The sequence below is a fragment of the Staphylococcus sp. MI 10-1553 genome (genome assembly GCF_010365305.1).
Classification (GTDB): domain Bacteria; phylum Bacillota; class Bacilli; order Staphylococcales; family Staphylococcaceae; genus Staphylococcus.
Map to the genome: position 1 here is coordinate 2,478,582 of NZ_CP048279.1, position 23,478 is coordinate 2,502,059.

A 23,478-nucleotide genomic window follows, 5' to 3' on the forward strand; every position below is an offset into this window, starting at 1 on the left:
CTAGTCACTTTTAATTGCTGAATCAGCCCCTCGTTATTACGTCTTTGTCATCGTTGATTACTATCTTGGACTCGCGTTCCTAGGGGACTTGCCTCAACTCAATTCGGCTTGATTAAAATGCACACTGGATGGAGGCCGAATTGGATTTTCGGCTGCGTCTGATCCCTCAGGAGTCTCGTCCAGATTTGTAATCCATACGATGACAACTACACTGAAAGCAAGGGCTGATTCCAGCAATTTTAAATGAGACCTCCATCTCAACCAAAATAGAATGATAAAATCCCTTTCTCTATGAAATAAAAGTTTCGACTTCTTATTCATAGAGAGAGGGTTTTATCTTTTGATACGTACACGATAATATTAAAATTGCAAACTTAAGATAACAATATATTTCATTCCAAAAATTCGCCCTTGTTGCTCTTGCAAATTGCCAATCAGGCTAAGACTTCTGAGGCAATAGCTGAAGCGGAAAATCCAATTTGCCTTCTTCTTTATTTATCAATCTTAGGCAAATTGAATTGAAGCTTCAGCGCCTCGGAAAGCGAAGCCATGATGGCAACAATAAAAATACATATTCACAGAGAGGGGTATTTTTGTATATTTCAACTAAGCATCGTCTTTATCTAACCGTGAATAGATACGTTTACGGCGTTTGGCACGTTTTTCGATACGGATTTGACGTTTGGCTTCTTCGTCCAAATGTTCTTTATTCAAATCTGTATTTTGTTGAGCGGCATTTTTTTGATACATGTAAGCACCTGTACGATATGCGGCTCTTGAGATGAGATGACCGCCCACTGGTGCAGTAATGTTAATAAATACTAATGCTAACAATGTCCGTACACTGTAATAACCTTGTGCAATGATAAAGTAAATGAATACGCCGACGAGTGTTAACAGTACTGATGCAGTCGAAGCTTTGGTCGCGGCATGAATCCGTAAAAACACGTCTCTAAATCGGACTAAACCAATGGCACTTACTAATGCGATAAGACTTCCCGCGAATACAAGAAAGGCTGCTAAAAGTTCAATGATATCATTTGTCATCGCCATGAAAGACATTACCTCCTTCGATAAAACGGGAAATTGTGACCGAGCTTAAAAATGAAATGATCGCAATGAGCAATACTGAATCTAAAAATGAAAATGTTTCAAATAATAGACTGAGCACCCCTACTGTCGACATTAAAATCGCACTAATGGCATCAAAAGCGACAACACGATCTGCAGTGGTTGGTCCTTTGACAAGACGAAATAATACGACGACTAACGAAATTGCAAAAATCACTAATGCGCTTGATAAAAAGAATTGCGTTAATTGCTCAATCATTTCGTCACCTCCACGATTAATTCCTCATATTGTTTAATACTTTTAAGTAAGCTCTTTTTCTCTTTTTCAGTCGTATCAATCGCATGAATTAAGAAAATGCTCGGTTCACGATTCACACGAATAACTGTTGATCCCGGCGTAATAATGATGAGAATCGTTAAAAACGTAATTTCCCAATCTTTATCTAATTGTGTTTCATATGTGACTAATCCTGGATCCATTTGATTCGTTTTGAAAAGGACGTAATTCGTAATTGAAATCGTTGCCGTCAATAATTGATATAAATAAACGGCTAGAAACTTAATAGACACCCATATTTTTTTCGGATAAAATTCTTGATCGAAAAATTTATGCACAACATAGATGACTACGATACCGATAATGTAACCAGTCACAAACGTCGTGAGTCGAAATGCATCTTCATCTTGGAATAGCACCCACAAAAATGCAATCATTACATTTAAACCAATTTGTCTCATCTAACTGCCACCTCGCAGTTCTGGATTCACCATTTTTTCATATTGATGAATGTCCATTGATAAATCTGTCGCTTGTTCAGTCACTTTATAAATCATTGGCGCAAAAAGACCCATTGCTAAAGTGACACCTGTCATAAACATGACGATGGCCTTACGATTCGCTCTAATCGGTTTATAATCCATTTCTGCACCTTTGACATCATTGCCAGCATACATATAAAAGAAGACGCGGAATAAACTAAACATCCCGATTAAACTCGTTAAAATCATCAATGTTAAGCCGATATAATGTTGATGTTGAATCGCACCCATGAAAATCAATAATTTCCCGGGAAAACCACTTAGCGGCGGCACACCTCCAATAGCTAATGTAACCACAATAAACGCTACACCGAGCCATGGTTCTTTTTTGGCGAGCCCTTTTAAATGACGATATTGACGATAACCTGTCGTATAAACGATGATACCAATAATGAAAAACAATAACGCTTTAACAATCATGTCATTGACTAAATAAAATATCGCTCCATTAACGCCATAAAATGTATGCGTTCCGAGACCAAATATGACGAAACCAATCGATAAGACGACCTGATACGCAGCAATTTTTTTAATGTCTTTATACGCAACTGTACCAATCGCCCCGATGAGCATCGTCAGACAAGCCATAACAATGAGTAACGGTTCGACAATGTCACCGCTCTGATTAAAAATAAGGGTAAAGAATCGAATTAGTGCATAGGCGCCTACTTTTGTCATTAATGAAGCAAACAACGCGGCAAGTTCTGGATTCAATACCGCATACGCTTTAGGCAACCACATAAATAGCACTAACGCGGCTTTCGAACCAAATGCGACAATGAATGACATCGCGACTAAATGAATTGCGGTTGGATCATGTAACTCTTGAATTCTTATCGCAATATGTGTGAAGTTCAACGTCCCGATTTGGCGATACAACAAGCCAATCCCAACTAGGAAAAACCAAGATCCTATCACATTTAAGACGACATAAATGATACTCGCACGAAGTTGTTCTACAGATTGACCCAGTGTGACGAGTACAAATGACGCCAATAACATAATTTCAAACATGACATATAAATTGAATAAGTCAGCCGTTAAAAATGAACCGACGACACCTGTAGTTAAAAATAAAATAAAGGGTAGTAAATAGTAGCGACTGGCACGTTTTTCCCCACGTCCAAAGCCGAATGCAACAATCATGAAAACGACTAAAAAGGTTGTCGTCACTAATATAAGACTTAAAGGATCTCCCACGTATTGAATGCCAAACGGGGCTGGCCAATCACCAAAGTCTAATGTCATCGGGCCGTGTTTCATGACATCGATTAACATCATTAAAGAGACGATAAACGAAATCAATAGCGCACCTAATGCAATACGTCGAGATAAACGCACTTGTCGATGCAAAATCACTAGAAATAAAGCGCATATGAGAGGCACAAGAATTGGAACGGCTAATAAATTGTCATTCATCTTCTTCACCTCCAGTCAAAACATCAATTTCATCTTCTTTCGTCACTTTAAACGTACGATATACTAACACGAGTAAAAAGGCCGTAATCGCAAAACCAATGACAATCGCTGTTAACACAATCGCTTGTAACAATGGGTCGACAAAATTTTGATTACTCCCCACAATTAACGGTTCGGTTTTTTGAGGTGTATACTCTCCCATACTCATAATGATTAAATTACCCGCATGTGTAAAAATTGCAATACCGATCACGATACGTATTAAGTTTTTCGATAACACCATATATGTGCCGATAAAAACTAAAAATCCGATGATGATGAGTAATATAATATTCATGATTTCCCTCCACTCAACGATAGAATGGTTGTGACAACGACGCCAACAACACTTAATGTGATGCCCGCTTCAAAAAACATAATAGTAGAAATATGCACTTCACCAAAATACGGGAATTTGACATACCAATCGGCCTGATACAAAATATTTTTGCCGAAAAACACGGGAACAATCGCAGTCGTTAAAGATACTAAGGCACCGATAATCATTAACTTTCTAAAGTCGATTGGCAGCGCGTCTAACACTTGAGCGACATCAAAAGCTAAAAACATTAAAATAAATGCAGAACTTAAAATTAATCCCGCAATAAAGCCGCCTCCTGGATTGTTATGACCCGCCAAGAAGAGGTAAAAACCGAATGTCAAAATGATGAATATGACAATACGCGTGACTGTTTTAAGGACTAAATCATTCTCTCTCATCTTGACCTCTCCTATCTTTATAGTTAAGTAACGTGTAAATACCTAAGCCCGCAATAATCAACACTAAACCTTCTGCTAACGTGTCGAGTGCTCTGAAGTCTCCTAAAATCGCATTCACGATATTTTTACCGCCTGACTTTTCATACGCATCATGGTAAAACACAGAAATGGTTTCTAACGCGCTCGCTTGTTGAATCGTAAATACTAAGCCAACGACAGTAATGGCTGTAATGAGTGATACCGCGATTTTAACCACTTCTTTTTTAATGTTAAATTGACCCCGTGGCACGTTTGGGAGTCTTGAAAAGCTGACAATAAATAGCACAGTCGTAATCGTTTCAGTCACTAATTGCGTCAATGCTAAGTCTGGTGCGCGCATTAAAATGAAAAATAATGTGACAATGTAACCAATACCGCCCGTCAAAATGACCATCGTTAAACGTTGACGAATAAAAATGAGCGCAAAACCAATCAACATAATGGTAACGAGTAAAAGGATGTGGAAAATATGGTAATCCGTCACTTCGATATCGTAAAGTTCTGGTACACCCGCACGTATTAAGCCGTATACATTGATAGCAAAATAAATGAGTAGCGTTACTATAATGTATGAATTCAATCGATTGTTCATTAAATGACGTAAACCATAACTTGAAGCACTTTCCATAGACTGGCATGATGTACGGAAAATGTTTTCCACTGATAATGCACTTTCTTTAGACGATAAAAAGCGTGTGCGTACACGATCAACTAAGAACACACCGATGATACCTAAAACAATGACCGTCACACTCATCAACAACGGCAAGTTAAAGCCATGCCATTGTGCGAGATGTGGTGCCGTTTGAACGATAGCCTCCGAGTGTACCACTCCTCTAAAAGCTGGCTCAATGATATGTGTACCGACCCACTGTGGCACGATAAAGATGAAGGGTAAACAACATGCCAATACGGTCGCTGGTAAAATCATCGCACGCGGTTCATGCACATGACGTTCTACACGTACCTCTCCGAAAAAGGTCGTTTTAATTAAATGCAAGGCGTAAATGAACGTAAAAATACTTGCCAACCATCCGACCAATGCAATCACAATCATGAGTGGAACATTAAACGCGCTTAAATGATGTGCTTCTATTAAACTTTCGAAAAACATCTCTTTACTGATGAAGCCGTTAAACAATGGCACCCCTGCCATCGCTAATGAAGCAACAAACATGACAACCATTGTCACAGGTAAACGACGTCTCAAACCACCGAGCTCTCGAATATCACGAGTGCCTGTTTCGTGATCAATTAAGCCGACACCCATGAATAATGTACCTTTAAACAATGCATGATTGAACAAATGAAAAATCGCCGCAAACAGCACATAGGCATACATTTCAATCATATGCGTGTCTGTCGCTTGTGCAATACCGCCACCGAGGCCGACCATCGACATGATCATCCCGAGCTGACTAATAGTGGAATAAGCGAGAATCCCTTTCAAATCATATTGTTTAAGCGCAGTCATCGAACCGAAAATCATTGTGAGTAAGCCCACACCTGTCACCAAATAACTGTATGCATCACTCAATCCAAGCAACATCGTATAGCGGAGTAACAAGTAGATACCTGCTTTTACCATTGTCGCAGAATGTAAATAAGCACTCACTGGCGTTGGAGCTGCCATCGCTTTCGGTAACCAAAAATGAAAAGGCCACTGTGCGGATTTCGTAAACGCACCTAGCAACAGCATCAACATGATTGGTATAAATAATGGATGTGCTGCAATGTCATGACGTTGACTCAGCTGTTCACTGATTACATTCGTTCCTGTGACAAAATACAACATGATAAATCCAACGAGCATGGCCAAACCGCCAAAGACCGTCACCATAAAGGACGTCACTGCCCCTTTTTGACTTTCTGAAGTATCATACCAATAACTAATTAATAAAAATGATGACACGCTCGTCAATTCCCAAAATATATAAAGAATGATGGTATTATCGGAAAGCACAATGCCCAACATACTGAACATAAATAAGACAAGATACAAATAAAAACGAGGTAAATCGTCATGTTGGTGTGATAAATAGCGTGTCGCATAGAAAAATACTGCCACACCTATGAGTGAAATCAGTAGCGCAAAGAATAGACCAAGTCCGTCTAAACGCAAAATGAGGTTAATATCTAGTGCAGGGAACCATTGAATTGTTTCAACGATTTGCTGATGATTTAACACTTGAGGAGCATAAAAAATAAACACAATTGATGACATTACAGGTGCAAGCATCGCAATCCAATGCGGTAAACGTTTCGTCTGCCATTGCATTGAGATGACAAGTGCACCCATAATAACAGTCAAAATAAGTAACAAACCACTGAGCATCAGCACGCCTCCTTTTCTCTATTTTTATAAGTTTAAAGCGATTGTCGTATCCATTTCTTTTTTAGACACACCGATAAATTTCATCGTTTCATGCGACGTTTGGTGCCCGAGATACTTTTGAATCATTGAAATAGAAATGCCTGATTGATACGCGTGGTAGGCAAAAGTTTTTCTCAAAGTCGTTAAGCCGATATGTTCGATACCTAATTGTTGTGCCGCTGTGTTAATAATGCGATATGCTTGTTGTCGACTCAGTCCTTTTTGTGTCCGTTTAGAGCGAAATAATAAGTCCGTCTTGATTAACGCCTCAGCATCGATATACGCCTTTAACTCTTCTCTTAAATTGTCCGGGATACGCACACCAACCTCCTGATTTTGAGACACATCCCATTTCTCAATGACAGTGCCACCATCATTCATCACTTGACCGACGCTTAAATTTAACAATTCCACTAACTTAACGCCAGTGTGAATCGCAAACTTAAAAAACAAATAATCACGCATTGAATGGGATTGTAAAAAATCATACATCCTATGAATATCTCTCGTTTCACGAATTGGATCCACGCAATTCACTCGTTTTCCCTCCCTTATGTTTCTTATTTAATTATAAACTACATTTAAGTAACATTAAACAACTTTCGCAAAATTTTTTCTCATTAGGGGTGTGATTTTTAGCGTTGGATTTCGATATATAAAGTGAAAGGAGGTCAGAAACATGAACATCAATCACTTAACACTTATTCTGACGCAAACAACAACATCAGCAGAGGGAAAACCTAAGAAAGCATCACGTCGATTTACACAGTTAAAAACGGACGCTTCACACGAGGACTTAAAAGCTTTCAGTCAAATTATTGAAAAGTTGACTGGCGAGCAGTATGACGCAATTGAATTAATGACATCAGAAAATATTCAATAAAAAGGAGCAAGTACGATGAACGTTAAAACTTTAGAAATCACTTTTTTAGACGCATTGCAAAAAACTTTCAAATTAAGTTTGCCTAACATTAAGGGGCCAATCACAAAAGAATTAGTTCAAGAGGAAGCAGAAAAGTTAGTGGCATTAAATGTATTGAAAACGATTCATGGCCCTGTAGTTAAAGTTGCAGGCGCTCAAGTCATTGATAAATCTGTCATTGTGTTGTTTTAATATGTAACATGATTGAAGTGGCCAGGATGTCTAAATATCCTGGTCTTTTTGCGTCTATATGATGAGATTGTATGAATCTATCGGTATACCCTTGATTTCAAATCCGAATACGTACAAATAAAAAAGACCGAGAGATATTCCCAGTCTTTGTAAGTTGAAATTAATATTAGGTAGCTTCGGATGAATTGACACAAAAATTTAAGAGGCACATCATTTCGGACTATCAAAAATTTGATATCTTGCTACTTTCTTAATCCTTATATTCACACATTAGGTTGATAGTTCGGACGAATTCTCACTTCATCACCATAAAAAACCTTATACTTCCCAAGCTTTTGACAGATCGCATATTTTTCGTATACTTCATCAATACGTGCTAACGTTTTATAAAATTTAAAAGGATTAAGCACTTCAACATACTGCCCCTCTTCAAGCTTTGATGACGCATTAACATTAATAAAAAAGAGATGCTCATCAATCACACGTACGATTTCATGTTCCTTCAAAATATCACAACTTTCCTTTAACTTCATTCTTAGTCATGGTGTGGTTACCAATGATGATCATACATTTTCACATGCAAGATTTACTATATTTTATTATCGCCTTATAATAATCAATAGGTTTCAAACGACATCCTTCATCCTGTATGTCTTCCTGTGAAATTGTTTGCAATCAAACATAGCACTATCACATAGACATTTTGCTATAATAATAACACAATTAAACAAAAGGATGGTTGATTATGCTTTCACTCTTACTGATTTTAGGGTTAGTGGCTGGTGCTGTCATTCCTGTACAGACTTCCATCAATTCCAGGCTAAGCCGGTACACGCAATCCTCTTTATATGCTTCTGCCATTTCATTTACGGTCGGAACATTGTTACTCGTGATGCTCAATTTTATACTCAATCCACACCTACTGACTGCAGAAGCTTTCGGACATTATCATTTTGATTATTACTGGTATGTTGGCGGGTTAATGGGCATTATTTATTTAACAGGTAATATGATTTTGTTACCACGTATTGGCGCTTCGTTGACCGTTGTGACAACGATTACTGGTCAAATTTTGATGAGTGTATTGATTGATACGTTCGGTTGGTTCAATGTAGATGTTCAAACGTTACACTTGATGAAAGTCCTCGGGATTGTGTTATTGCTCATCGGTATTATTTTGATGAATCTTCAAAAGAACGCTAAGCAATTAGCACAAACTGGTCACAATGGTCCATGGATGCTTGTCGGTATGATTATTGGTTTTACGCCGCCCATTCAAACAGCAATCAATAGTCATTTAGGCCAAACGCTCCATTCACCATTCTTCGCCTCTTTAGTTTCATTTACAGTAGGGGCATCAGCGCTCATTATTTTGACGCTCACTCTACACAGACACGTTAAAATTCATGCAACCTCTGAGCAGCATGGCCCATTGAAATGGTGGCATTTTGTTGGCGGGGCTTTAGGTGTCATTTTCGTCACAACAAATATTATTTTAACGCCTGTGATTGGTGTCACTTTCACACTTATTACAGTGATGGTAGGACAAATTATTATGGGCTTACTCATCGATCATTTCGGACTATTCGGTGTACCGCATCGTCATATTACGAAACAACGCTTATTAGGTTTTGTGCTCATTATGATTGCGATTATTATCATTCAGTTCAACTAAGTACACGCTATTTTATCAAAAGTCTTCTCTAAAGTGTATGAATCATGCATTTTTTTGAAGACACTTTTTATTTTTTACACGCATTTGTGTCATTTTATTACCTAAATATGCTGAGAATTACAATATATGTAACTCCTAATTATTTTATACCACAATAAAATGCATGTTAATACAAAAAGAATATATATAATGCTGTGATTTCTAATTAAATATGTCAAATTTTTATGAAAATTAAAAAGAATCGTATGTATATATACGATATATAACAAAGCATTGAGTCGTCATCATGTCAAGAAATATTCCAATTTTTTATTTCGCATTATTTTTACTTATCTGTTTATTTATACTGTATACTTATTTGTATATTTTCAAAAAACACCCGTCATTTGAAAGTCACTATAAAGCCGACATGGTAGTAGCTTAGAATAGGCTGTACAACTGTTCATTTTTAGTAGCTATATCATTATTTCGTTTACACAGGTCAAACTCACCTATTTTTTATTATCCTCAAATCGTATACGATATAGCTTTAGCCAATCATCTACAACAAAACTTAACATCATTTACATCCCTTTTACTGAAAATGAGTTGAATCAGCTAGCCACTAAGGCTACAATGATCACCTCCATCTTTATCATTGTGCAATTGCATAAAATTTTCACTAGTACCAATTTTCTAATTCGCTCTAAATTTTATTCAAAATCACAATAAATTACATTTTAGATTTAAGATATTTTTTACTATCCTTACAGCGAAATACAAACGATTATGAACGGGACTTCTCATCTATACAATCTTTATAAAGACTTTAGTTGTCAACATTCCAAACCTATCTTGCTATTCAAAGAAAGTCCTATTCCACATATCAAAATATTATTTCATCCCCTAAGTAGTTACCAATTTGAATTAATTTTAACCTCAAAATTGAACTTTCCTATATCATATTACCAGCTTAAATATTATCGAATCAGCCATTTTTAGTTATATGTAAAAACTGTAAATTCATCAAATGCATAATAAATTATGATAAAATAAATAAGCAACTTTTAATTAATAAAGGTGTTTTTATTGGTGGAAAAGTTGTTAGGAATCCCAATGCAAATATTTTAGAACCAAGTTAAGCACAACATTAAATTCTTTTTTGCGTTATTCTAGTTATTTAATTGCAAATTATAGATCAATGACCATATATGACAACTTATTGTGCTCACTTCGAATATTGATTATGATCATTATAATGTTGTAAAACGTTGGCGTGTCTTATTTTACAAATGCATGCCTATTAGATATAATATGTTAAATATTTCCGTTCCAATTAAATATATTAATATTTATACTAGTGCGTTTTGGTGGTGTTATATACACTTCATTTGCTATAATATAAGGTGTTAACGGGATTTTATTGAAATGTAATATATCGTGTATTATATTTCAAAACACGTTTAAGGGTAATATATATGGGAGGTTATGAGTATGGCTGTTACAAGAGTCAAAGATTGTTTTGAGTTATTATCTATGGTGACATACGCTGATAGATTAAAAAGTGTGATTAAAAAGGAATTTAAAATTAGTTTTGAAGAGTTCGCAGTTTTAACACACTTAAGCTATAGAATAGAAGAGGAATATTATTTAAAAGATATCATTAACAACTTAAACTATAAACAACCGCAAGTCGTGAAAGCTGTTAAAAACTTATCTCAAGAAGGATATTTCGATAAACGCCGTAATGAAAACGACGAACGTACAGTACTTATTTTAATTAACGATCAGCAACGTGAAAAAATTAACGCTTTATTAGACCGCGTTAATGAAACAATCAAATCTACAGATATTCGACCACAGTAATTTTGTGACAAAGCATGAATCATGAAGCGTATGGGGCTTATTTAGCATACGTGCAAGTGTAAAGTAAAACCACTCGTTGTCTTTTTGTACGACTACAACGAGTGGTTTTACTTTTTTATATTGTTCCATTTAACCCATACAAAAAATACCCTTTCCAAGTTACATTTCTTAATGATACGCACTTCGAAAGGGTATTTAATATTGCTTTGATTCTATTTATGTTCGCTTACTTGCTGACAATTCAATCGTATAGAAAATAATCAACACTAAAATCATGACCCAAATCGCAATGGAAATGAGCTGAGCCGCCTGATCATCAGCAACAATAACATCAATGGTCTTTTGTAGTAATAATAAGCCAATTCCCGTGTATTCTAAATACTTTTTATACAATCCAAAGCTTGTAACGATCACGCCAATCACTGCAATCGCGATATGTGCATAATGCGTCACAACATGAATACCTAAGTTCAAATCAAATGCATTCATTAAAATGAGTACGAGGGCGAAAACCGCTAAAGCACCCCCTGCATAACTCTCTATTTTATTGCGATACAGATAATTTTTATGCATGATGCGCGTATATATAATAATCGATATCGGCAACATGACAAGCATATACACCAGTGATAAACCTGTTGCAGCACCGAAAGGTACCAGTTGCTTGTCATAGAGCGATGAAATTAAAATAAAGTTAATGATAAAAAATACGACTGGGTTGAACTGTAATATAAATAAGTTTTTTTGTATTGTTAATATAATTTCAGCCGGAGATTTTTGACGATATTCGATATAGTCTTTATCTTCCGCTTCTGATTTTTGAGTATCTTTTCTCAAATTTTCTTTAACGTCGTCGATTAAACTTGGAGATACACCTTTATGCGTAAAGTAATCTTCTACATTCTCCAGTAAAGTCCGATCATTAGGTCTCATAAAATCCTCCGTCTCATTTGATAGCACCATTATATCAGAAGTGAGACGTGGCGTGTAGACGCTTCCGTTTGTTCAGTTGAGTCGTACATCACTCTACATCAATGCGATAGAGCTTCAATGTTTGATCTTTTGGAGTAGAAGAGGCAAATTGGTATGACACTTTGCCATCTGAAATATAACCGCTACCACCTGTGACATTGTTATGATGTTCACGTTTAATCGCACGTGTGCTCACTTGATTCTTCACCTCTTGATACTTCGGACCGTTCAGTTTATTGTAAATCATACTTACACGTGTCACTTTCGCATGTCGACCCGCGCCACTCGCAGTCACAATCATCACACCGTCTTTAGTATGAATCTCATAATAATGATGATGACCGTATGCTTCTTTCGTATGAATCCCATGGCCTTTGTCTCGAAATACGTCATTCATCTGTTCGCCAATTGTCACACCTTCTACTGTACGATCGCCGTGTTGTAACGATTTCACTGATTCTAATGTATTCCCTGACATCGCATCTGCTGTACCTGCATAAATACCCAAAAATGTAAGTCCTGTTACCAACATTGCACTGACTAGTTTTTTCATAGGGCACACGCTCCTCTTTTGTCTCTCTTTTTTGTGCTTATTATCATCATACCCTAAATTGCAATAAAATAACAGTTATATTACAAAACGGTTACAGGTCCATATTATGCGTCGTTCTTTGCATGAAATTCTTCACTGTTTTGAGGAATTTTTCCTTTTCTTCTACAAATGGATATACGCCTGACTTTTTAAATAATTCGTACGTCGCATTCGGCATCAACTCAGCAATATTTTCAGATTCATTCGGTGCAATTCGTCCATTCGTCACACCTGCAATCACGAGTGTGCGCACTTGCACTTCAGACAATGGTTCACCTAGTACAAAATCTGTGAACGATTGATCCACTGCATTTTTCTCATAATCTGTTAATAAAGCTGCAGAGTCATTGACACTTTTAAGAAACTTACGTACTTTTCCTTTAGCATAGTATAAATGCTTTTCTAAAAACTTATCTTGTTCTGTATCGCTCCAAGTTCGAATCGCTTCAGCGTATTTACGGAACAATCGTTCATGTGGCAATCCTTCTCCAGAGACAGTTGGATTGATTAAAATGAGTTCTGATACTTTCTTTGGATCACGTTGAACGAGGTCTAATGCCACCGCACTCCCCATTTCAATCGCGATAAACGTCGCACATTCGATGTACAAAAACTCCATCAATTCTTTTAAATCTTGACTATAATCATGAAAATCAATCGCTAACGGTTTGTCAGAGTAACCGTGCCCTCTCAAGTCGACTAAAATCACTTGAAAATAGCGTGACAAACGTTTCGCAATATCTTCAAATACCGTATGATTCATATAAACCGAATGTACCATCACAATCGGATAACCTTTCCCCATTGAGCGATAATTCAATGCTGTCCCATCTGATGTTCTAAATAAATGCATTATTTTTCAGCCTCCCGTTCGATGTTTAAAATATCTAATAATTCTTCCAGTGTTGTAATTTCAAAATCCATTTCTGATTCTAAAGGAATGACCTCATCTTCCCTTTCACCGTGACGATACCAGACGCTGACCATGCCCATTGCTCGAGCAGGCGCCACGTCATTCAACGCATCATCGCCGACATACACCACCTCTTCTGGTACGACGTCTAATTTCTCAATAATTTCTTCATATATACGTGGATGCGGTTTTCGAAAGCCCACCATTTCTGAAGTGGTCAAATGTGTCACATAAGATTCGATACCTAGCGCATAGACACGATAACGTTTAATTTTAGATTTTCCATTTGCGATAACACCAATTTTATAATCCGCTTCTTTCAGTTTTTGCAAAGTATAGGTCGTATCATGAAATGGAAAAACGTAGCGATAGAAATGCATTTCAAAGTCGTTAAATAAATCTTTCCATGTTAAACGATCAATATTAAATTGCTTGATGATTTCTTTATACAAATCGGGTTTATCATGATCTTCGTCGTCATCAAGTTCGATAAATTTTTTGCGAAAGTCTGAGGCTTGTACACGTACTAAATAATCATGAAAACGTTCGTATTGCTCTTCAATAAATTTTTCACGTGATTTTTGTCGGTCTAACAACGTTCCCTCTAAATCAAATATAATTGCTTTAATGTTTGTTAAGTCCATGGTATACCTCATTACTTATTCTTTAAAATTCATATAATACTATATTAGTCAATTGCTTAATAACGTTCAACTATCATGAGATAAAACATGAGTGGAATCCCTAAAATAGCTAAGACGACACTTGCTGGCAGTTGAATAGGGTCCAGTAATTGTCCACCTAAAATATCGGCCAATACCATCACTGTTCCACCAATTAAAATATTTAAAGTCATTTTAAAAGGTAATGTCCCTCGACTCATGCGATGCACAAATTGTGGAATGACCATCCCAATAAAACCAATCACCCCTACAAAGCCGATAATGACTGTAGACAGCACTGTCACTAATATTAATACAGTCACCGATAAGCGCTCGACATGAAGCCCTAATGCGGCACTAGAGAGCGTGTTCATTTGCAGTAATTTAATTTTCGGGACTAACATAATGAGGATAAATGTGATAATGACAAAAACGCACATCACAACGACCGCTTCCCGATATTCAGCAGCTCCAAATCCTCCAAACATATACGCCACAATATTTTGAAGCCGTTTAGGATTGAATTGTACGAGTAAAAACAGCACTGCATTCAATAACGAACCGATTAATATCCCGGCTAGAATAAGCGCGCGTGTCGGATACCCTCTCGAAATCGTGTAAGCGACAGTTATCACAACGACTAATGATAGCATACCCAGCACCATCGCTAAAGGGGCAATCCATACAAAAGGTAACCCGAGAAGTACAGCAAGTGCCGTCCCCACTGTCGCACCGTTTGCCAGTCCAAGTGTGAAACTATCCGCAAGTGGGTTGTTTAAGATGATTTGAAACATTTGTCCTGCTAAAGTGAGCCCCATCCCTGCAAACAAGGCGAGCAACGTTCTAGGAAGACGTACCTCCATAATGAGTGTCTCTGTCAAAGGTGTATGCCATTCTAATCGACTGAATAAACTGTATGCACAGACAATCATTAAAAGAAGGCTCCATGCACTGATGCTCATGAAGCACTTCGTTACGTTATTTTTCATACACAGCATCTCTCAACATTTTCATCGCATCGTCTAAACGTGGTCCAGGACGTGATAACATATCGTCATTTAAAGCGACAACACGGTCATCTTTCACCGCTTCAACTTCCTCGAAACCACCACGCTGCTGTACATCATTGCGATAATCCTCTGTCGATACACCTGATGTCGCAATCATCACATCTGGATCTTTCTTAATGATTTGTTCTTTAGACACTTTCGGCCAACCTTCCGTATCATCAAAGACATTGTGTGCATGGAGTTGCTTTAACATGTCATTCATAAACGTTCCTTTACCCGCTGTATAAATTTCTGGTTCGGATGTAATTTCAATGAACACGTGAGGTGCTTTTTTGTGCTTCGGAATCGTGTCGACCACCTGTTGAATGTTATGTTTCGTTTCTTTCACTAATTTTTCTGCTTGTTGTTCACTTCCTGTGAGTTTTCCAATTTGATTAAACGTTTCATACATTTCATCAATCGAATGGGCATCTTTGACATATGCGACACGAATACCACTCTCTTCTAAACTATCAAGCACTTTACCTTGAGATGCTTTCTGTGATTCATGCGCTAAAATCAAATCCGGTTGCGCTTTAATCAACGCTTCCTTATTAAGTTGCATCGCGTCAAATTGCTGCTTCTCTTTCACTGCTTTCGGATAATCATCTACCGTAGAAACACCTACGACCTTATCGCCTAGCCCGAGTTCATATAAAATCTCTGTATTACTTGGCATTAATGAAATGATACGTTCCGGACCTTTATCAGAAGATTTGCCCGTCTCCTTCGACTGATTTGCATTGAAATTACAACCCGCGAGCATGAAGACAACCATGACTATCACAGGTGGGTACCATTTTAATTTCATCGTTCCACTCCCATTTTTCATCATATTTTGTTTATCTTATCATTTTTCGTTGATTTTTGGCGTCTTAAATTAATTTTTTGTGCAAATTTTTGAAAATCACCTTATTAGAAATTTTCATTCACTTCATGATAAGAGTGACTAAATGTCCTAGCCCCGAGACTCTTGAGAGGAAAGTAAAAATATAACATCACGTCTAGTAACTTTGATAGTGGTTACTGTTTATCGTAGTAACTGTCTAACTTCTCAATTCGCATACTTTTGAGAAGTCTAGTCAGCCTTGCAGGGGCAGTACTACGAAATGTTTGTTGCACATGAGATTTCTGTACTGCGCCCAAAATCCAATTCGGCTTCCACCTCATGTATGCTTCAATCAAGCCGAATTGAGTTGAAGGGACAGTCCCTAGGAAACGCGAAGCCATGAGGGCAATCAAAAACACAAATTGTAGGGAGAGGGCAAGTTAAACAAGAATACTGCATCAAAAAATTTTTATGTCCCATCCCCTTATGAAAGCGATAACAACAAAAATTTATATTTAATATACTATCTAATAAAATATGCTAAAAAACTGTATTGACAGTGTTTACACAACGGAATATAATTAATTGAAAATGATTATCAATTGAGAGAAACCATTTATCATTATATACGATTTTCAGAACATTATTCTTCATATACCAAGGGCTTCATTGTAGAGGATGACATACATACAACGTTTTATAATGACAAACAATGTTTACAATTGGTAGGACTCAATTATATCTATGAGGTGGAAAAAATGAAAAAGTTGACTACGGTATTATTAGCATCATCACTGCTGTTCGCTGCATGTGGCAACCAAGACAATGGTGACAAATCAAAGGAGCAATCATCTAAAAACAATACAGAAAATAAAGCGGCATTAGAAAAATCAACACAAGAATATAAAAAATATACAGACAAAGAACTCAATCAATTCTTAACTGGGACTGAATCATTTGTTCAAGCGATTAAAAACGATGACATGGAAAAAGCGAAATCATTGTATGCCAAAGTTCGTATGCACTATGAACGTTCTGAGCCTGTCGCAGAGTCATTTGGAGATTTAGACCCTAAAATTGATGCGCGTTTAGCTGACTTAAAAGAAGAGAAAAAAGAAAACGAATGGACGGGCTATCACAAAATCGAAAAAGCTTTATATGAAGATCAAATGATTACTGACACAACGAAAAAAGATGCCGACCAATTGTTAAAAGACGCGAAAGAATTACGTGCTAAAGCGGACACATTGGAAATTACACCAAAATTAATGCTTCAAGGTTCTGTTGATTTACTTAACGAAATTTCAACTTCTAAAATTACTGGTGAAGAAGAAATTTATTCTCACACAGATTTATATGACTTCAAAGCGAACATTGAAGGTGCCGAAAAAATTTATGAACTCTTTAAACCTACTTTAGAGAAAAAAGATAAAGCTTTAAGCGAAAAAATCAAATCAAAATTCGATAAAGTGAACGGCTTATTGGATCAATATAAAAAAGGCGACGGTTATATTTTATACACTGAATTAACAGACGCTCAGAAAAAAGAACTCTCACACGCAGTCAATGAGCTTGGTGAACCGTTGAGCCAAATGGCAGTGATTACAGAATGACACAACAAAACAACTATCACGAAACGACTTATTCAAGACGTTCATTTCTTAAAATGTTAGGAATTGGCGGTGCAGGTGTTGCGATTGGTGCGAGTGGTGTGGGCAGCCTTTTTTCATTTAAATCAATGTTCGACACCCCTGAAGAGGAAGCCGATCAAGCGTATCAATTTTATGGTAAAGTACAGCCAGGAATTACCACGCCAACGCAAAAAAACATTAATTTAGCAGTATTAGACTTAAAAAGTAAAGATAAAGCTGCGATTCAAAAAATGTTTAAAGCTTGGACTGAGAGCACAGTAAAAATGATGCACGGGGATGCGATTGGAAAGACGACAAACAACACGCTACTCCCACCTGTTGATACGGGTGAAGCGATGGGCCTCTATGCGAACAAATTGACGGTTACTTTTGGTGTCAGCAAATCCTTTTTACAAAAATTGGGACTTAACAATAAAGTACCACGTTCATTTAAAGATTTACCTCACTTTCCAAATGATCAGTTAGATAAAGACATTACAGGTGGCGATATTTTCATTCAAGCTTGTGCAGATGACCCACAAGTTGCTTTTCATGCCATTCATAACTTAATCCGTCCGTATCTCGATGTCGTTCAAGTGAAATGGTCAGAAACAGGCTTTATTTCAGGTAAAGGGAAAGAAACACCACGTAATTTAATGGCTTTTAAAGATGGTACACAAAATCCGCGTGATACGAAAGCCTACAAAAACTATGTGTTTATCAATGATGGATGGGCGACATATGGTACATATTGTGTACTTAGAAAAATTCAAATTCATATCGAAACTTGGGATCGCACCGCTTTAGAAGAACAAGAAGCGACTTTCGGACGTCATCGTGCATCAGGTGCCCCTTTAGGTAAAAAAGATGAATTTGATGAGATGGATTTAAACGCGAAAGATGCACAAGGTGAGTATGTCATTCCGAAAGATGCTCATGCACGTTTAGCCAAAGAAGCAAATACTGAAATTTTGCGTCGCGCATACAATTATATGCGTGGTACGAACGATAAAACCGGAAACTATGATGCAGGGCTACTGTTTATTTCATTCCAGAAGCATCCACAACAATTTATTGATATCCAAAATAGTTTAGGCTCCGTAGATAAATTAAATGAATATATTACACATAAAGGGTCTGGCTTGTTTTTAATTCTCCCAGGCGTTAAAAAGGGAGGTTACTTAGGTGAATCGCTATTTAGTTAAATGCTTTATCATAGCTGTATTGTTGATAAGCGTCGTTCGAACACCTTATGTCGATGCTGCGGGAAAGGACTTTAGTGATGTGTATGTCGCTATTTCAGATGCCAAATCAACATTACAAGATAAAAACAAATCAAATGAGGATAAAAAACAAAGTATTGACCATGTGAACAAGCAAGTGACTGCATTGCATGTTGATGATTCCAAAGAAGGACAACATGTGCAATCCGCCTTGAAAGCACTCAATCAAACAGATTCTACAGAACAACAAACGACCCAGCTTTCAGAATTAACGAAGTCACTCATTGCTTATGAAAATACAGTCAACAAATCAGATGATACAGAAGAAATTAAAACGCTACAGTCTTTAATTGACCAACAACATGCACCAATCGAAAAAGCGATTCAAGCGAACGATCAAGAGAAATTAAGACAAATTAATAGCGAACTGAATTCCATTTGGACTAAACACGAATCTGTAATTAGAAATAAAAGTGTCGACCAATATGGACAAATTGAAGTTTATTTAATGCAGTTAAGGGTCGCTATTGAAAAAGAACCGTTGAATACGCAAAAGGTTGAATCGCGTTGGCAATCTTTTAAGACAGCTATCGATCAAGCAGACAAAGCGACAACAACGCAAAATAAAGGGAAATACCATGCGACAGACTTGAATACACATCTCGATAAAGCGATTCAAGCGATTGATAAAGGCGATTTAAATCAAGCCGACCAATCTCTCAGTCAATTTATCAAAGTCTGGCCGTATGTTGAAGGTCAAATTCAAACAAAAAACTTCAGTCTTTACAATAAAATCGAAAATCGCATCCCCTACTATCAAAGTATATTAGATGATCATAACAAAGAAGATGTGAAAAAATCATTGACTGAAATCAACCAAGATATCGCAGAAACTGTCGGTCAACAAGGCTACACTGCATGGGATGTTATGCTGATCTTTTTACGTGAGGGCTTAGAAGTGTTACTCATCCTGATGACATTAACAACGATGACGCGTCAAATGAAAGACAGAAAAGGTACAGCAAGTGTGCTCAGTGGTGCCGTAGCTGGTTTAATTATCAGTCTGTTGCTCGCATTCTTGTTCATCCGTTTACTAGGCGATAGCGGCGTGCTTCGCGAAGGTATGGAAGCGACTCTAGGCTTAGTTGCTGTATTCTTAATGTACATCGTAGGTATTTGGATGCACCAACGATCCAATGCGAAACGTTGGGACGCTATGATGCAGTCGATGTATGACAACGCAATCCAAAACCGTAACCTCCTCTTGCTCGGTGTCATCGGATTGATTACCGTATTAAGAGAAGGCGTCGAAGTCATCGTCTTTTACATGGGTATGGTCGGCAACATTACCGCCGTACAGTTTATTCTCGGCATTGTGTACGCACTGATCATTTTAACGATATTTGCATTCTTATATCGCTTTATCGTCAAACTGATTCCGATTTATTATATTTTCAAATTTTTATCACTCATTCTCTTTGTTATGGCATTCAAAATGCTTGGCATAAGCATTCAAAAATTACAATTGTTAAATATTATACCAAGACACGGTTTAGAACATGTGCCGACACTCAGTTGGATTGGTTTTTATCCAACCGTTGAGACGATTGTCGTACAAGCCGTTTTCATTATTTTTGTAGTCCTCATTTATACAATGAGAAGCAAGCAAAAGTAATCGTCATCTGTTAAGAGGCTGAGGCAAAGAGATGTGCAGCCTCTTTAACGCAAATGTTTAGCGGGTTGCCATAATGCGTTGAGAAAAATGATTGTTGTCAGTTCATAGCACATCTATTGGTTTAAAATGTATTCATATGATGACTTGTATCGCTAAAGGTGATTAGAAAAATTTTAAGAGAAGAGGGATTTTTATGCTAGAAGGTACGTTTGTTTTAGGTATGGCAAGTCCAACAGGTCTCATTATCATTAGTGTGATTGCGCTCATTTTGTTTGGACCGAAAAAGTTACCTCAATTTGGTCGCGCAATCGGTTCAACGTTACGCGAATTTAAATCTGCCACAGAACATATCACAGAAGATGACGAATCATTAGACACACCCAGTACAAAATCTACAAAACAAGAAAACAAATGAGTTATCGTTACTCAATCATTTTAACGAACTGAGAGCACGGTTAATCAAAATAAGCATGACGTTTGGCATCGTACTCATCGTAAACTACATTTCATCACATTGGTGGATTAAGCCATTCATTCACGCTATAGCTCAAAATGACGTACAGTTACATGCCTTTAGTTTTACCGAAATGATACAGATTTACATGATGATTATCTTATTTTGTACATTGTGTATCGTTTCTCCCGTGCTTTTTTATCAATTGTGGGCATTTATCGCGCCAGGTTTAAAAGACATTGAGCGCCAATTCGTTTATAAATATAGCCTCATTTCCGTGCTGCTGTTTCTAACAGGTATCGCACTGGCATACTGGCTCATTTTTCCACTTATCATTCAGTTTTCATTCAATTTGTCACAATTAATGTCGATTGATCCGGTCATTGGTTTTAAACAATATTTAATGGAACTACTACGATGGCTACTCTTCTTTGGCGTCATTTTCCAATTGCCGATTTTGTTTATCGGTTTAGCCAAATTCGAATTGATTGATGCCACGATGTTACGCCCTTATCGAAAATATGTGTATTTTGGCTGTTTTGTATTGGCTAGCTTGATTGCACCGCCTGACGTCATGTTAAATGTTTTATTGTCCTTACCTTTGATTCTATTGTTCGAACTGAGTATGTTCATCATTCGATTTACGAAACCTTATCATTAAAAAAGGCAACTTCAGCGCTATACTGAGGTTGCCTTTTATGATTTACATTTGTTCTGGTGCAGTGACTCCGACTAATTGTAATGCATTGCGCAATGTAATACGTACAACATCAATTAATGCCAAATGCGCTTTTGTTTTTGCTTGATCTTCTGTTAATACTTTTTCTGCATTGTAGAACTTGTGGAAGTGTGCTGCTAAATCTTGAATATAATTCGTCACACGATGTGGTGCTCTTGCTTCAGCTGCCCCTTCAATCATCGGTTCGAATTCCGCTACTTTCTTCAATAATTCAATGGCCTTATCGTTAGTAATCGTTTGATAATCGGCACCTTTTTCGACTTGATATCCTTGTGCTTCTGCTTGACGTAAAATCGAACAAATACGCGCATGTGCATATTGTGCATAGTAAACCGGGTTGTCTTGAGACTGTTCTTTCGCAAGCGCCATATCAAAATCGAAATGTGTGTCCGCACTACGCATCGTCAAGAAGTAACGCGCCGCATCAATGCCGACTTCATCCATAATTTCTCTTAACGTAATCGCGTTACCTGTACGTTTACTCATCTTCACTTCTTCGCCCTCTTGCATTAAACGTACCATTTGCATAATTTGAATTTCCAGACGATCGCTATCCACGCCAAACGTTTCAAGTGACGCTTTCAAACGGTTAATATAGCCGTGGTGATCCGCACCGAATAGGTTGATCAATTTGTCATTACCACGTTGGAATTTGTCGTAGTGGTACGCAATATCTGGTAAAAAGTATGTGTACGTGCCGTCATTTTTAATCAACACGCGGTCTTTGTCGTCTTTGAAATCTGTCGTACGTAACCACATCGCACCGTCTTTTTCATACGTGTAGCCATTTTCTTTCATGCGATCTAGAACAGCTTTAATTTCGCCTTTTTCATATAAAGATGTTTCACTAAACCAATTATCGAAATGAATGTTGAAATCAGCAAGATCTTGTTTTAATTTCGCCATCTCATAATCTACACCGAGTTGTCTAAATGTTTTCAGACGTTCGTCATCCGATAAATCCATTAAGTTCGGTTGTTTTTCAGCTAAATCCGCACCGATATTTTGAATGTCTTGACCGTGATATCCATCTGCTGGCATTTCCGCTTCTTGACCTAAATGTTGTAAGTAACGTGCTTCGATCGATTTCGCTAAGTTCGTAATTTGATTCCCTGCATCGTTAATGTAATATTCTCTCGTAACGTCATAACCAGCTGCGTCTAAAATATTACATAACGTGTCCCCTACTGCAGCGTTACGAGCATGACCGATATGTAAGTCGCCAGTCGGGTTCGCTGAGACATATTCCACTAATATTTTTTCATTTTTCGATTCTGCTACACGGCCAAATTGCGTATCTTGTTCTAAAGCTTGATCTATCACCGCATTTAAATAACTTGAATCAAGGTAAAAATTAATAAATCCTGGTCCCGCAATATCAATTTTTTTGACATGTGCCGCTTCAGTATCTAAATGGTCCACAATGAGTTGCGCAATTTCTCTTGGGTTACGTTTCGCGAGTTTCGTCAACACCATCGCAATGTTTGTTGCATAGTCTCCATTTTTCGTATCTTTCGGAATTTCGATTTTGATTTCAGGAATCGACTCAACAATATTTGCTTGTTGAATACTTTTTTCGATTTCTTGAATCAATGCCTGTTTCACTTGATCAATAATATTCATC

Annotated in this window: 25 protein-coding genes; 9 read left to right on the forward strand and 16 right to left on the reverse strand. The window is 37.2% G+C overall.

The annotated features are described in order from the left end of the window. Positions 1-606: 606 nt before the first annotated feature. Genes GZH82_RS11695 through GZH82_RS11730 form a run of 8 tightly spaced genes read right to left on the reverse strand, consistent with a single transcriptional unit; the run spans position 607 to position 7,018 of the window. A complete protein-coding gene (locus GZH82_RS11695; RefSeq protein ID WP_162682635.1) occupies positions 607-1,053 on the reverse strand; it encodes a Na+/H+ antiporter subunit G in 447 nt (148 codons plus the stop codon). Continuing rightward, positions 1,037-1,330 (reverse strand): monovalent cation/H+ antiporter complex subunit F, encoded by a 294-nt coding sequence (locus GZH82_RS11700; RefSeq protein WP_162682636.1) that lies wholly within the window; start codon positions 1,328-1,330, stop codon positions 1,037-1,039. The genes GZH82_RS11695 and GZH82_RS11700 overlap by 17 nt, the downstream gene beginning before the upstream one ends. Beyond that, positions 1,327-1,809 carry a Na+/H+ antiporter subunit E gene (locus tag GZH82_RS11705; RefSeq protein WP_162682637.1) on the reverse strand — a complete coding sequence of 161 codons (483 nt, stop codon included), beginning with the start codon at positions 1,807-1,809 and terminating at the stop codon, positions 1,327-1,329. Before GZH82_RS11705 ends, GZH82_RS11700 begins: the two co-directional genes overlap by 4 nt. Further along, positions 1,810-3,309, reverse strand: a complete 1,500-nt coding sequence (locus GZH82_RS11710; protein WP_162682638.1) for a Na+/H+ antiporter subunit D — start codon at positions 3,307-3,309, stop codon at positions 1,810-1,812. After that, positions 3,302-3,646: a Na+/H+ antiporter Mnh2 subunit C gene (mnhC2, locus tag GZH82_RS11715; protein ID WP_162682639.1), complete on the reverse strand. Its 345-nt coding sequence runs from the start codon at positions 3,644-3,646 to the stop codon at positions 3,302-3,304. Before mnhC2 ends, GZH82_RS11710 begins: the two co-directional genes overlap by 8 nt. Then, positions 3,643-4,068: a monovalent cation/H+ antiporter subunit B gene (locus tag GZH82_RS11720; protein ID WP_162682640.1), complete on the reverse strand. Its 426-nt coding sequence runs from the start codon at positions 4,066-4,068 to the stop codon at positions 3,643-3,645. Before GZH82_RS11720 ends, mnhC2 begins: the two co-directional genes overlap by 4 nt. Beyond that, complete coding sequence (locus GZH82_RS11725; RefSeq protein WP_275401858.1) at positions 4,055-6,442, reverse strand: DUF4040 family protein; 2,388 nt, start codon at positions 6,440-6,442, stop codon at positions 4,055-4,057. Before GZH82_RS11725 ends, GZH82_RS11720 begins: the two co-directional genes overlap by 14 nt. Positions 6,443-6,466: 24 nt before the next feature. Next, a complete protein-coding gene (locus GZH82_RS11730) occupies positions 6,467-7,018 on the reverse strand; it encodes a tyrosine-type recombinase/integrase (RefSeq protein WP_162682641.1) in 552 nt (183 codons plus the stop codon). Between the two features lie 142 nt (positions 7,019-7,160). Between GZH82_RS11730 and sroA the strand changes: the two genes are divergently transcribed. Then, positions 7,161-7,364, forward strand: coding sequence for a sigS mRNA-stabilizing protein SroA (sroA, locus tag GZH82_RS11735; RefSeq protein WP_162682642.1), 204 nt, complete (start codon positions 7,161-7,163; stop codon positions 7,362-7,364). 15 nt (positions 7,365-7,379) lie between these two features. After that, positions 7,380-7,595: a DUF2922 domain-containing protein gene (locus tag GZH82_RS11740; protein ID WP_162682643.1), complete on the forward strand. Its 216-nt coding sequence runs from the start codon at positions 7,380-7,382 to the stop codon at positions 7,593-7,595. A 263-nt stretch (positions 7,596-7,858) separates the two neighbouring features. Here GZH82_RS11740 and GZH82_RS11745 read toward each other — a convergent pair whose 3' ends face one another. After that, positions 7,859-8,128, reverse strand: coding sequence for a hypothetical protein (locus GZH82_RS11745; protein ID WP_162682644.1), 270 nt, complete (start codon positions 8,126-8,128; stop codon positions 7,859-7,861). 212 nt (positions 8,129-8,340) lie between these two features. Between GZH82_RS11745 and GZH82_RS11750 the strand changes: the two genes are divergently transcribed. Together GZH82_RS11750 and sarA are read left to right on the forward strand one after the other, a co-directional pair. Next, the gene (locus tag GZH82_RS11750) at positions 8,341-9,270 is read left to right on the forward strand and encodes a DMT family transporter (protein WP_162682645.1); all 930 of its coding nucleotides are present in this window, start codon (positions 8,341-8,343) and stop codon (positions 9,268-9,270) included. 1,473 nt (positions 9,271-10,743) lie between these two features. Continuing rightward, on the forward strand, positions 10,744-11,115 hold the full coding sequence (sarA, locus tag GZH82_RS11755; protein WP_014614657.1) for a global transcriptional regulator SarA: 372 nt from the start codon (positions 10,744-10,746) through the stop codon (positions 11,113-11,115). Positions 11,116-11,331: 216 nt separating this feature from the next. Here sarA and GZH82_RS11760 read toward each other — a convergent pair whose 3' ends face one another. The 6 genes from GZH82_RS11760 to GZH82_RS11785 form a co-directional block, all read right to left on the reverse strand. Further along, positions 11,332-12,048 carry a hypothetical protein gene (locus tag GZH82_RS11760; RefSeq protein WP_162682646.1) on the reverse strand — a complete coding sequence of 239 codons (717 nt, stop codon included), beginning with the start codon at positions 12,046-12,048 and terminating at the stop codon, positions 11,332-11,334. Positions 12,049-12,136: 88 nt separating this feature from the next. Then, on the reverse strand, positions 12,137-12,640 hold the full coding sequence (locus GZH82_RS11765; RefSeq protein ID WP_162682647.1) for an SA0570 family protein: 504 nt from the start codon (positions 12,638-12,640) through the stop codon (positions 12,137-12,139). A 91-nt stretch (positions 12,641-12,731) separates the two neighbouring features. Continuing rightward, the gene (locus GZH82_RS11770; RefSeq protein WP_162682648.1) at positions 12,732-13,532 is read right to left on the reverse strand and encodes an alpha/beta fold hydrolase; all 801 of its coding nucleotides are present in this window, start codon (positions 13,530-13,532) and stop codon (positions 12,732-12,734) included. After that, the gene (locus GZH82_RS11775) at positions 13,532-14,236 is read right to left on the reverse strand and encodes an HAD family hydrolase (protein ID WP_162682649.1); all 705 of its coding nucleotides are present in this window, start codon (positions 14,234-14,236) and stop codon (positions 13,532-13,534) included. Before GZH82_RS11775 ends, GZH82_RS11770 begins: the two co-directional genes overlap by 1 nt. Positions 14,237-14,292: 56 nt before the next feature. After that, on the reverse strand, positions 14,293-15,243 hold the full coding sequence (locus GZH82_RS11780; protein ID WP_162682650.1) for a FecCD family ABC transporter permease: 951 nt from the start codon (positions 15,241-15,243) through the stop codon (positions 14,293-14,295). Then, entirely contained in the window at positions 15,233-16,114 is an 882-nt protein-coding gene (locus tag GZH82_RS11785; protein ID WP_162682651.1) for an ABC transporter substrate-binding protein, read from the reverse strand. Before GZH82_RS11785 ends, GZH82_RS11780 begins: the two co-directional genes overlap by 11 nt. A gap of 776 nt (positions 16,115-16,890) precedes the next feature. Here GZH82_RS11785 and efeO point away from each other — a divergent pair. From efeO to tatC, 5 genes are all read left to right on the forward strand, one after another. Next, a complete protein-coding gene (gene efeO, locus GZH82_RS11790) occupies positions 16,891-17,745 on the forward strand; it encodes an iron uptake system protein EfeO (RefSeq protein WP_162682652.1) in 855 nt (284 codons plus the stop codon). Next, positions 17,742-18,968 carry an iron uptake transporter deferrochelatase/peroxidase subunit gene (efeB, locus tag GZH82_RS11795; RefSeq protein ID WP_162682653.1) on the forward strand — a complete coding sequence of 409 codons (1,227 nt, stop codon included), beginning with the start codon at positions 17,742-17,744 and terminating at the stop codon, positions 18,966-18,968. Before efeO ends, efeB begins: the two co-directional genes overlap by 4 nt. Then, positions 18,949-20,661: an FTR1 family protein gene (locus GZH82_RS11800; RefSeq protein WP_162682654.1), complete on the forward strand. Its 1,713-nt coding sequence runs from the start codon at positions 18,949-18,951 to the stop codon at positions 20,659-20,661. Before efeB ends, GZH82_RS11800 begins: the two co-directional genes overlap by 20 nt. Before the next feature lie 193 nt (positions 20,662-20,854). Beyond that, positions 20,855-21,076, forward strand: coding sequence for a twin-arginine translocase TatA/TatE family subunit (locus GZH82_RS11805; RefSeq protein ID WP_162682655.1), 222 nt, complete (start codon positions 20,855-20,857; stop codon positions 21,074-21,076). Between the two features lie 55 nt (positions 21,077-21,131). Continuing rightward, positions 21,132-21,776, forward strand: a complete 645-nt coding sequence (tatC, locus tag GZH82_RS11810) for a twin-arginine translocase subunit TatC (protein WP_238989575.1) — start codon at positions 21,132-21,134, stop codon at positions 21,774-21,776. 42 nt (positions 21,777-21,818) lie between these two features. Here the strand turns inward: tatC and argS are convergent, their stop codons facing one another. Next, positions 21,819-23,477, reverse strand: a complete 1,659-nt coding sequence (gene argS / locus GZH82_RS11815) for an arginine--tRNA ligase (protein ID WP_162682656.1) — start codon at positions 23,475-23,477, stop codon at positions 21,819-21,821. Position 23,478 lies beyond the last annotated feature (1 nt).

What these genes read in the sequence shown, in the direction of transcription:
- GZH82_RS11695 (WP_162682635.1), bottom strand. Translation starts at nt 1,053, where the DNA reads ATGGCGATGACAAATGATATCATTGAACTTTTAGCAGCCTTTCTTGTA.
- GZH82_RS11700 (WP_162682636.1), bottom strand. Translation starts at nt 1,330, where the DNA reads ATGATTGAGCAATTAACGCAATTCTTTTTATCAAGCGCATTAGTGATT.
- GZH82_RS11705 (WP_162682637.1), bottom strand. Translation starts at nt 1,809, where the DNA reads ATGAGACAAATTGGTTTAAATGTAATGATTGCATTTTTGTGGGTGCTA.
- GZH82_RS11710 (WP_162682638.1), bottom strand. Translation starts at nt 3,309, where the DNA reads ATGAATGACAATTTATTAGCCGTTCCAATTCTTGTGCCTCTCATATGC.
- mnhC2 (WP_162682639.1), bottom strand. Translation starts at nt 3,646, where the DNA reads ATGAATATTATATTACTCATCATCATCGGATTTTTAGTTTTTATCGGC.
- GZH82_RS11720 (WP_162682640.1), bottom strand. Translation starts at nt 4,068, where the DNA reads ATGAGAGAGAATGATTTAGTCCTTAAAACAGTCACGCGTATTGTCATA.
- GZH82_RS11725 (WP_275401858.1), bottom strand. Translation starts at nt 6,442, where the DNA reads ATGCTCAGTGGTTTGTTACTTATTTTGACTGTTATTATGGGTGCACTT.
- sroA (WP_162682642.1), top strand. Translation starts at nt 7,161, where the DNA reads ATGAACATCAATCACTTAACACTTATTCTGACGCAAACAACAACATCA.
- GZH82_RS11740 (WP_162682643.1), top strand. Translation starts at nt 7,380, where the DNA reads ATGAACGTTAAAACTTTAGAAATCACTTTTTTAGACGCATTGCAAAAA.
- GZH82_RS11745 (WP_162682644.1), bottom strand. Translation starts at nt 8,128, where the DNA reads ATGAAGTTAAAGGAAAGTTGTGATATTTTGAAGGAACATGAAATCGTA.
- GZH82_RS11750 (WP_162682645.1), top strand. Translation starts at nt 8,341, where the DNA reads ATGCTTTCACTCTTACTGATTTTAGGGTTAGTGGCTGGTGCTGTCATT.
- sarA (WP_014614657.1), top strand. Translation starts at nt 10,744, where the DNA reads ATGGCTGTTACAAGAGTCAAAGATTGTTTTGAGTTATTATCTATGGTG.
- GZH82_RS11760 (WP_162682646.1), bottom strand. Translation starts at nt 12,048, where the DNA reads ATGAGACCTAATGATCGGACTTTACTGGAGAATGTAGAAGATTACTTT.
- GZH82_RS11765 (WP_162682647.1), bottom strand. Translation starts at nt 12,640, where the DNA reads ATGAAAAAACTAGTCAGTGCAATGTTGGTAACAGGACTTACATTTTTG.
- GZH82_RS11770 (WP_162682648.1), bottom strand. Translation starts at nt 13,532, where the DNA reads ATGCATTTATTTAGAACATCAGATGGGACAGCATTGAATTATCGCTCA.
- GZH82_RS11775 (WP_162682649.1), bottom strand. Translation starts at nt 14,236, where the DNA reads ATGGACTTAACAAACATTAAAGCAATTATATTTGATTTAGAGGGAACG.
- GZH82_RS11780 (WP_162682650.1), bottom strand. Translation starts at nt 15,243, where the DNA reads ATGAAAAATAACGTAACGAAGTGCTTCATGAGCATCAGTGCATGGAGC.
- GZH82_RS11785 (WP_162682651.1), bottom strand. Translation starts at nt 16,114, where the DNA reads ATGAAATTAAAATGGTACCCACCTGTGATAGTCATGGTTGTCTTCATG.
- efeO (WP_162682652.1), top strand. Translation starts at nt 16,891, where the DNA reads ATGAAAAAGTTGACTACGGTATTATTAGCATCATCACTGCTGTTCGCT.
- efeB (WP_162682653.1), top strand. Translation starts at nt 17,742, where the DNA reads ATGACACAACAAAACAACTATCACGAAACGACTTATTCAAGACGTTCA.
- GZH82_RS11805 (WP_162682655.1), top strand. Translation starts at nt 20,855, where the DNA reads ATGCTAGAAGGTACGTTTGTTTTAGGTATGGCAAGTCCAACAGGTCTC.
- tatC (WP_238989575.1), top strand. Translation starts at nt 21,132, where the DNA reads ATGACGTTTGGCATCGTACTCATCGTAAACTACATTTCATCACATTGG.
- argS (WP_162682656.1), bottom strand. Translation starts at nt 23,477, where the DNA reads ATGAATATTATTGATCAAGTGAAACAGGCATTGATTCAAGAAATCGAA.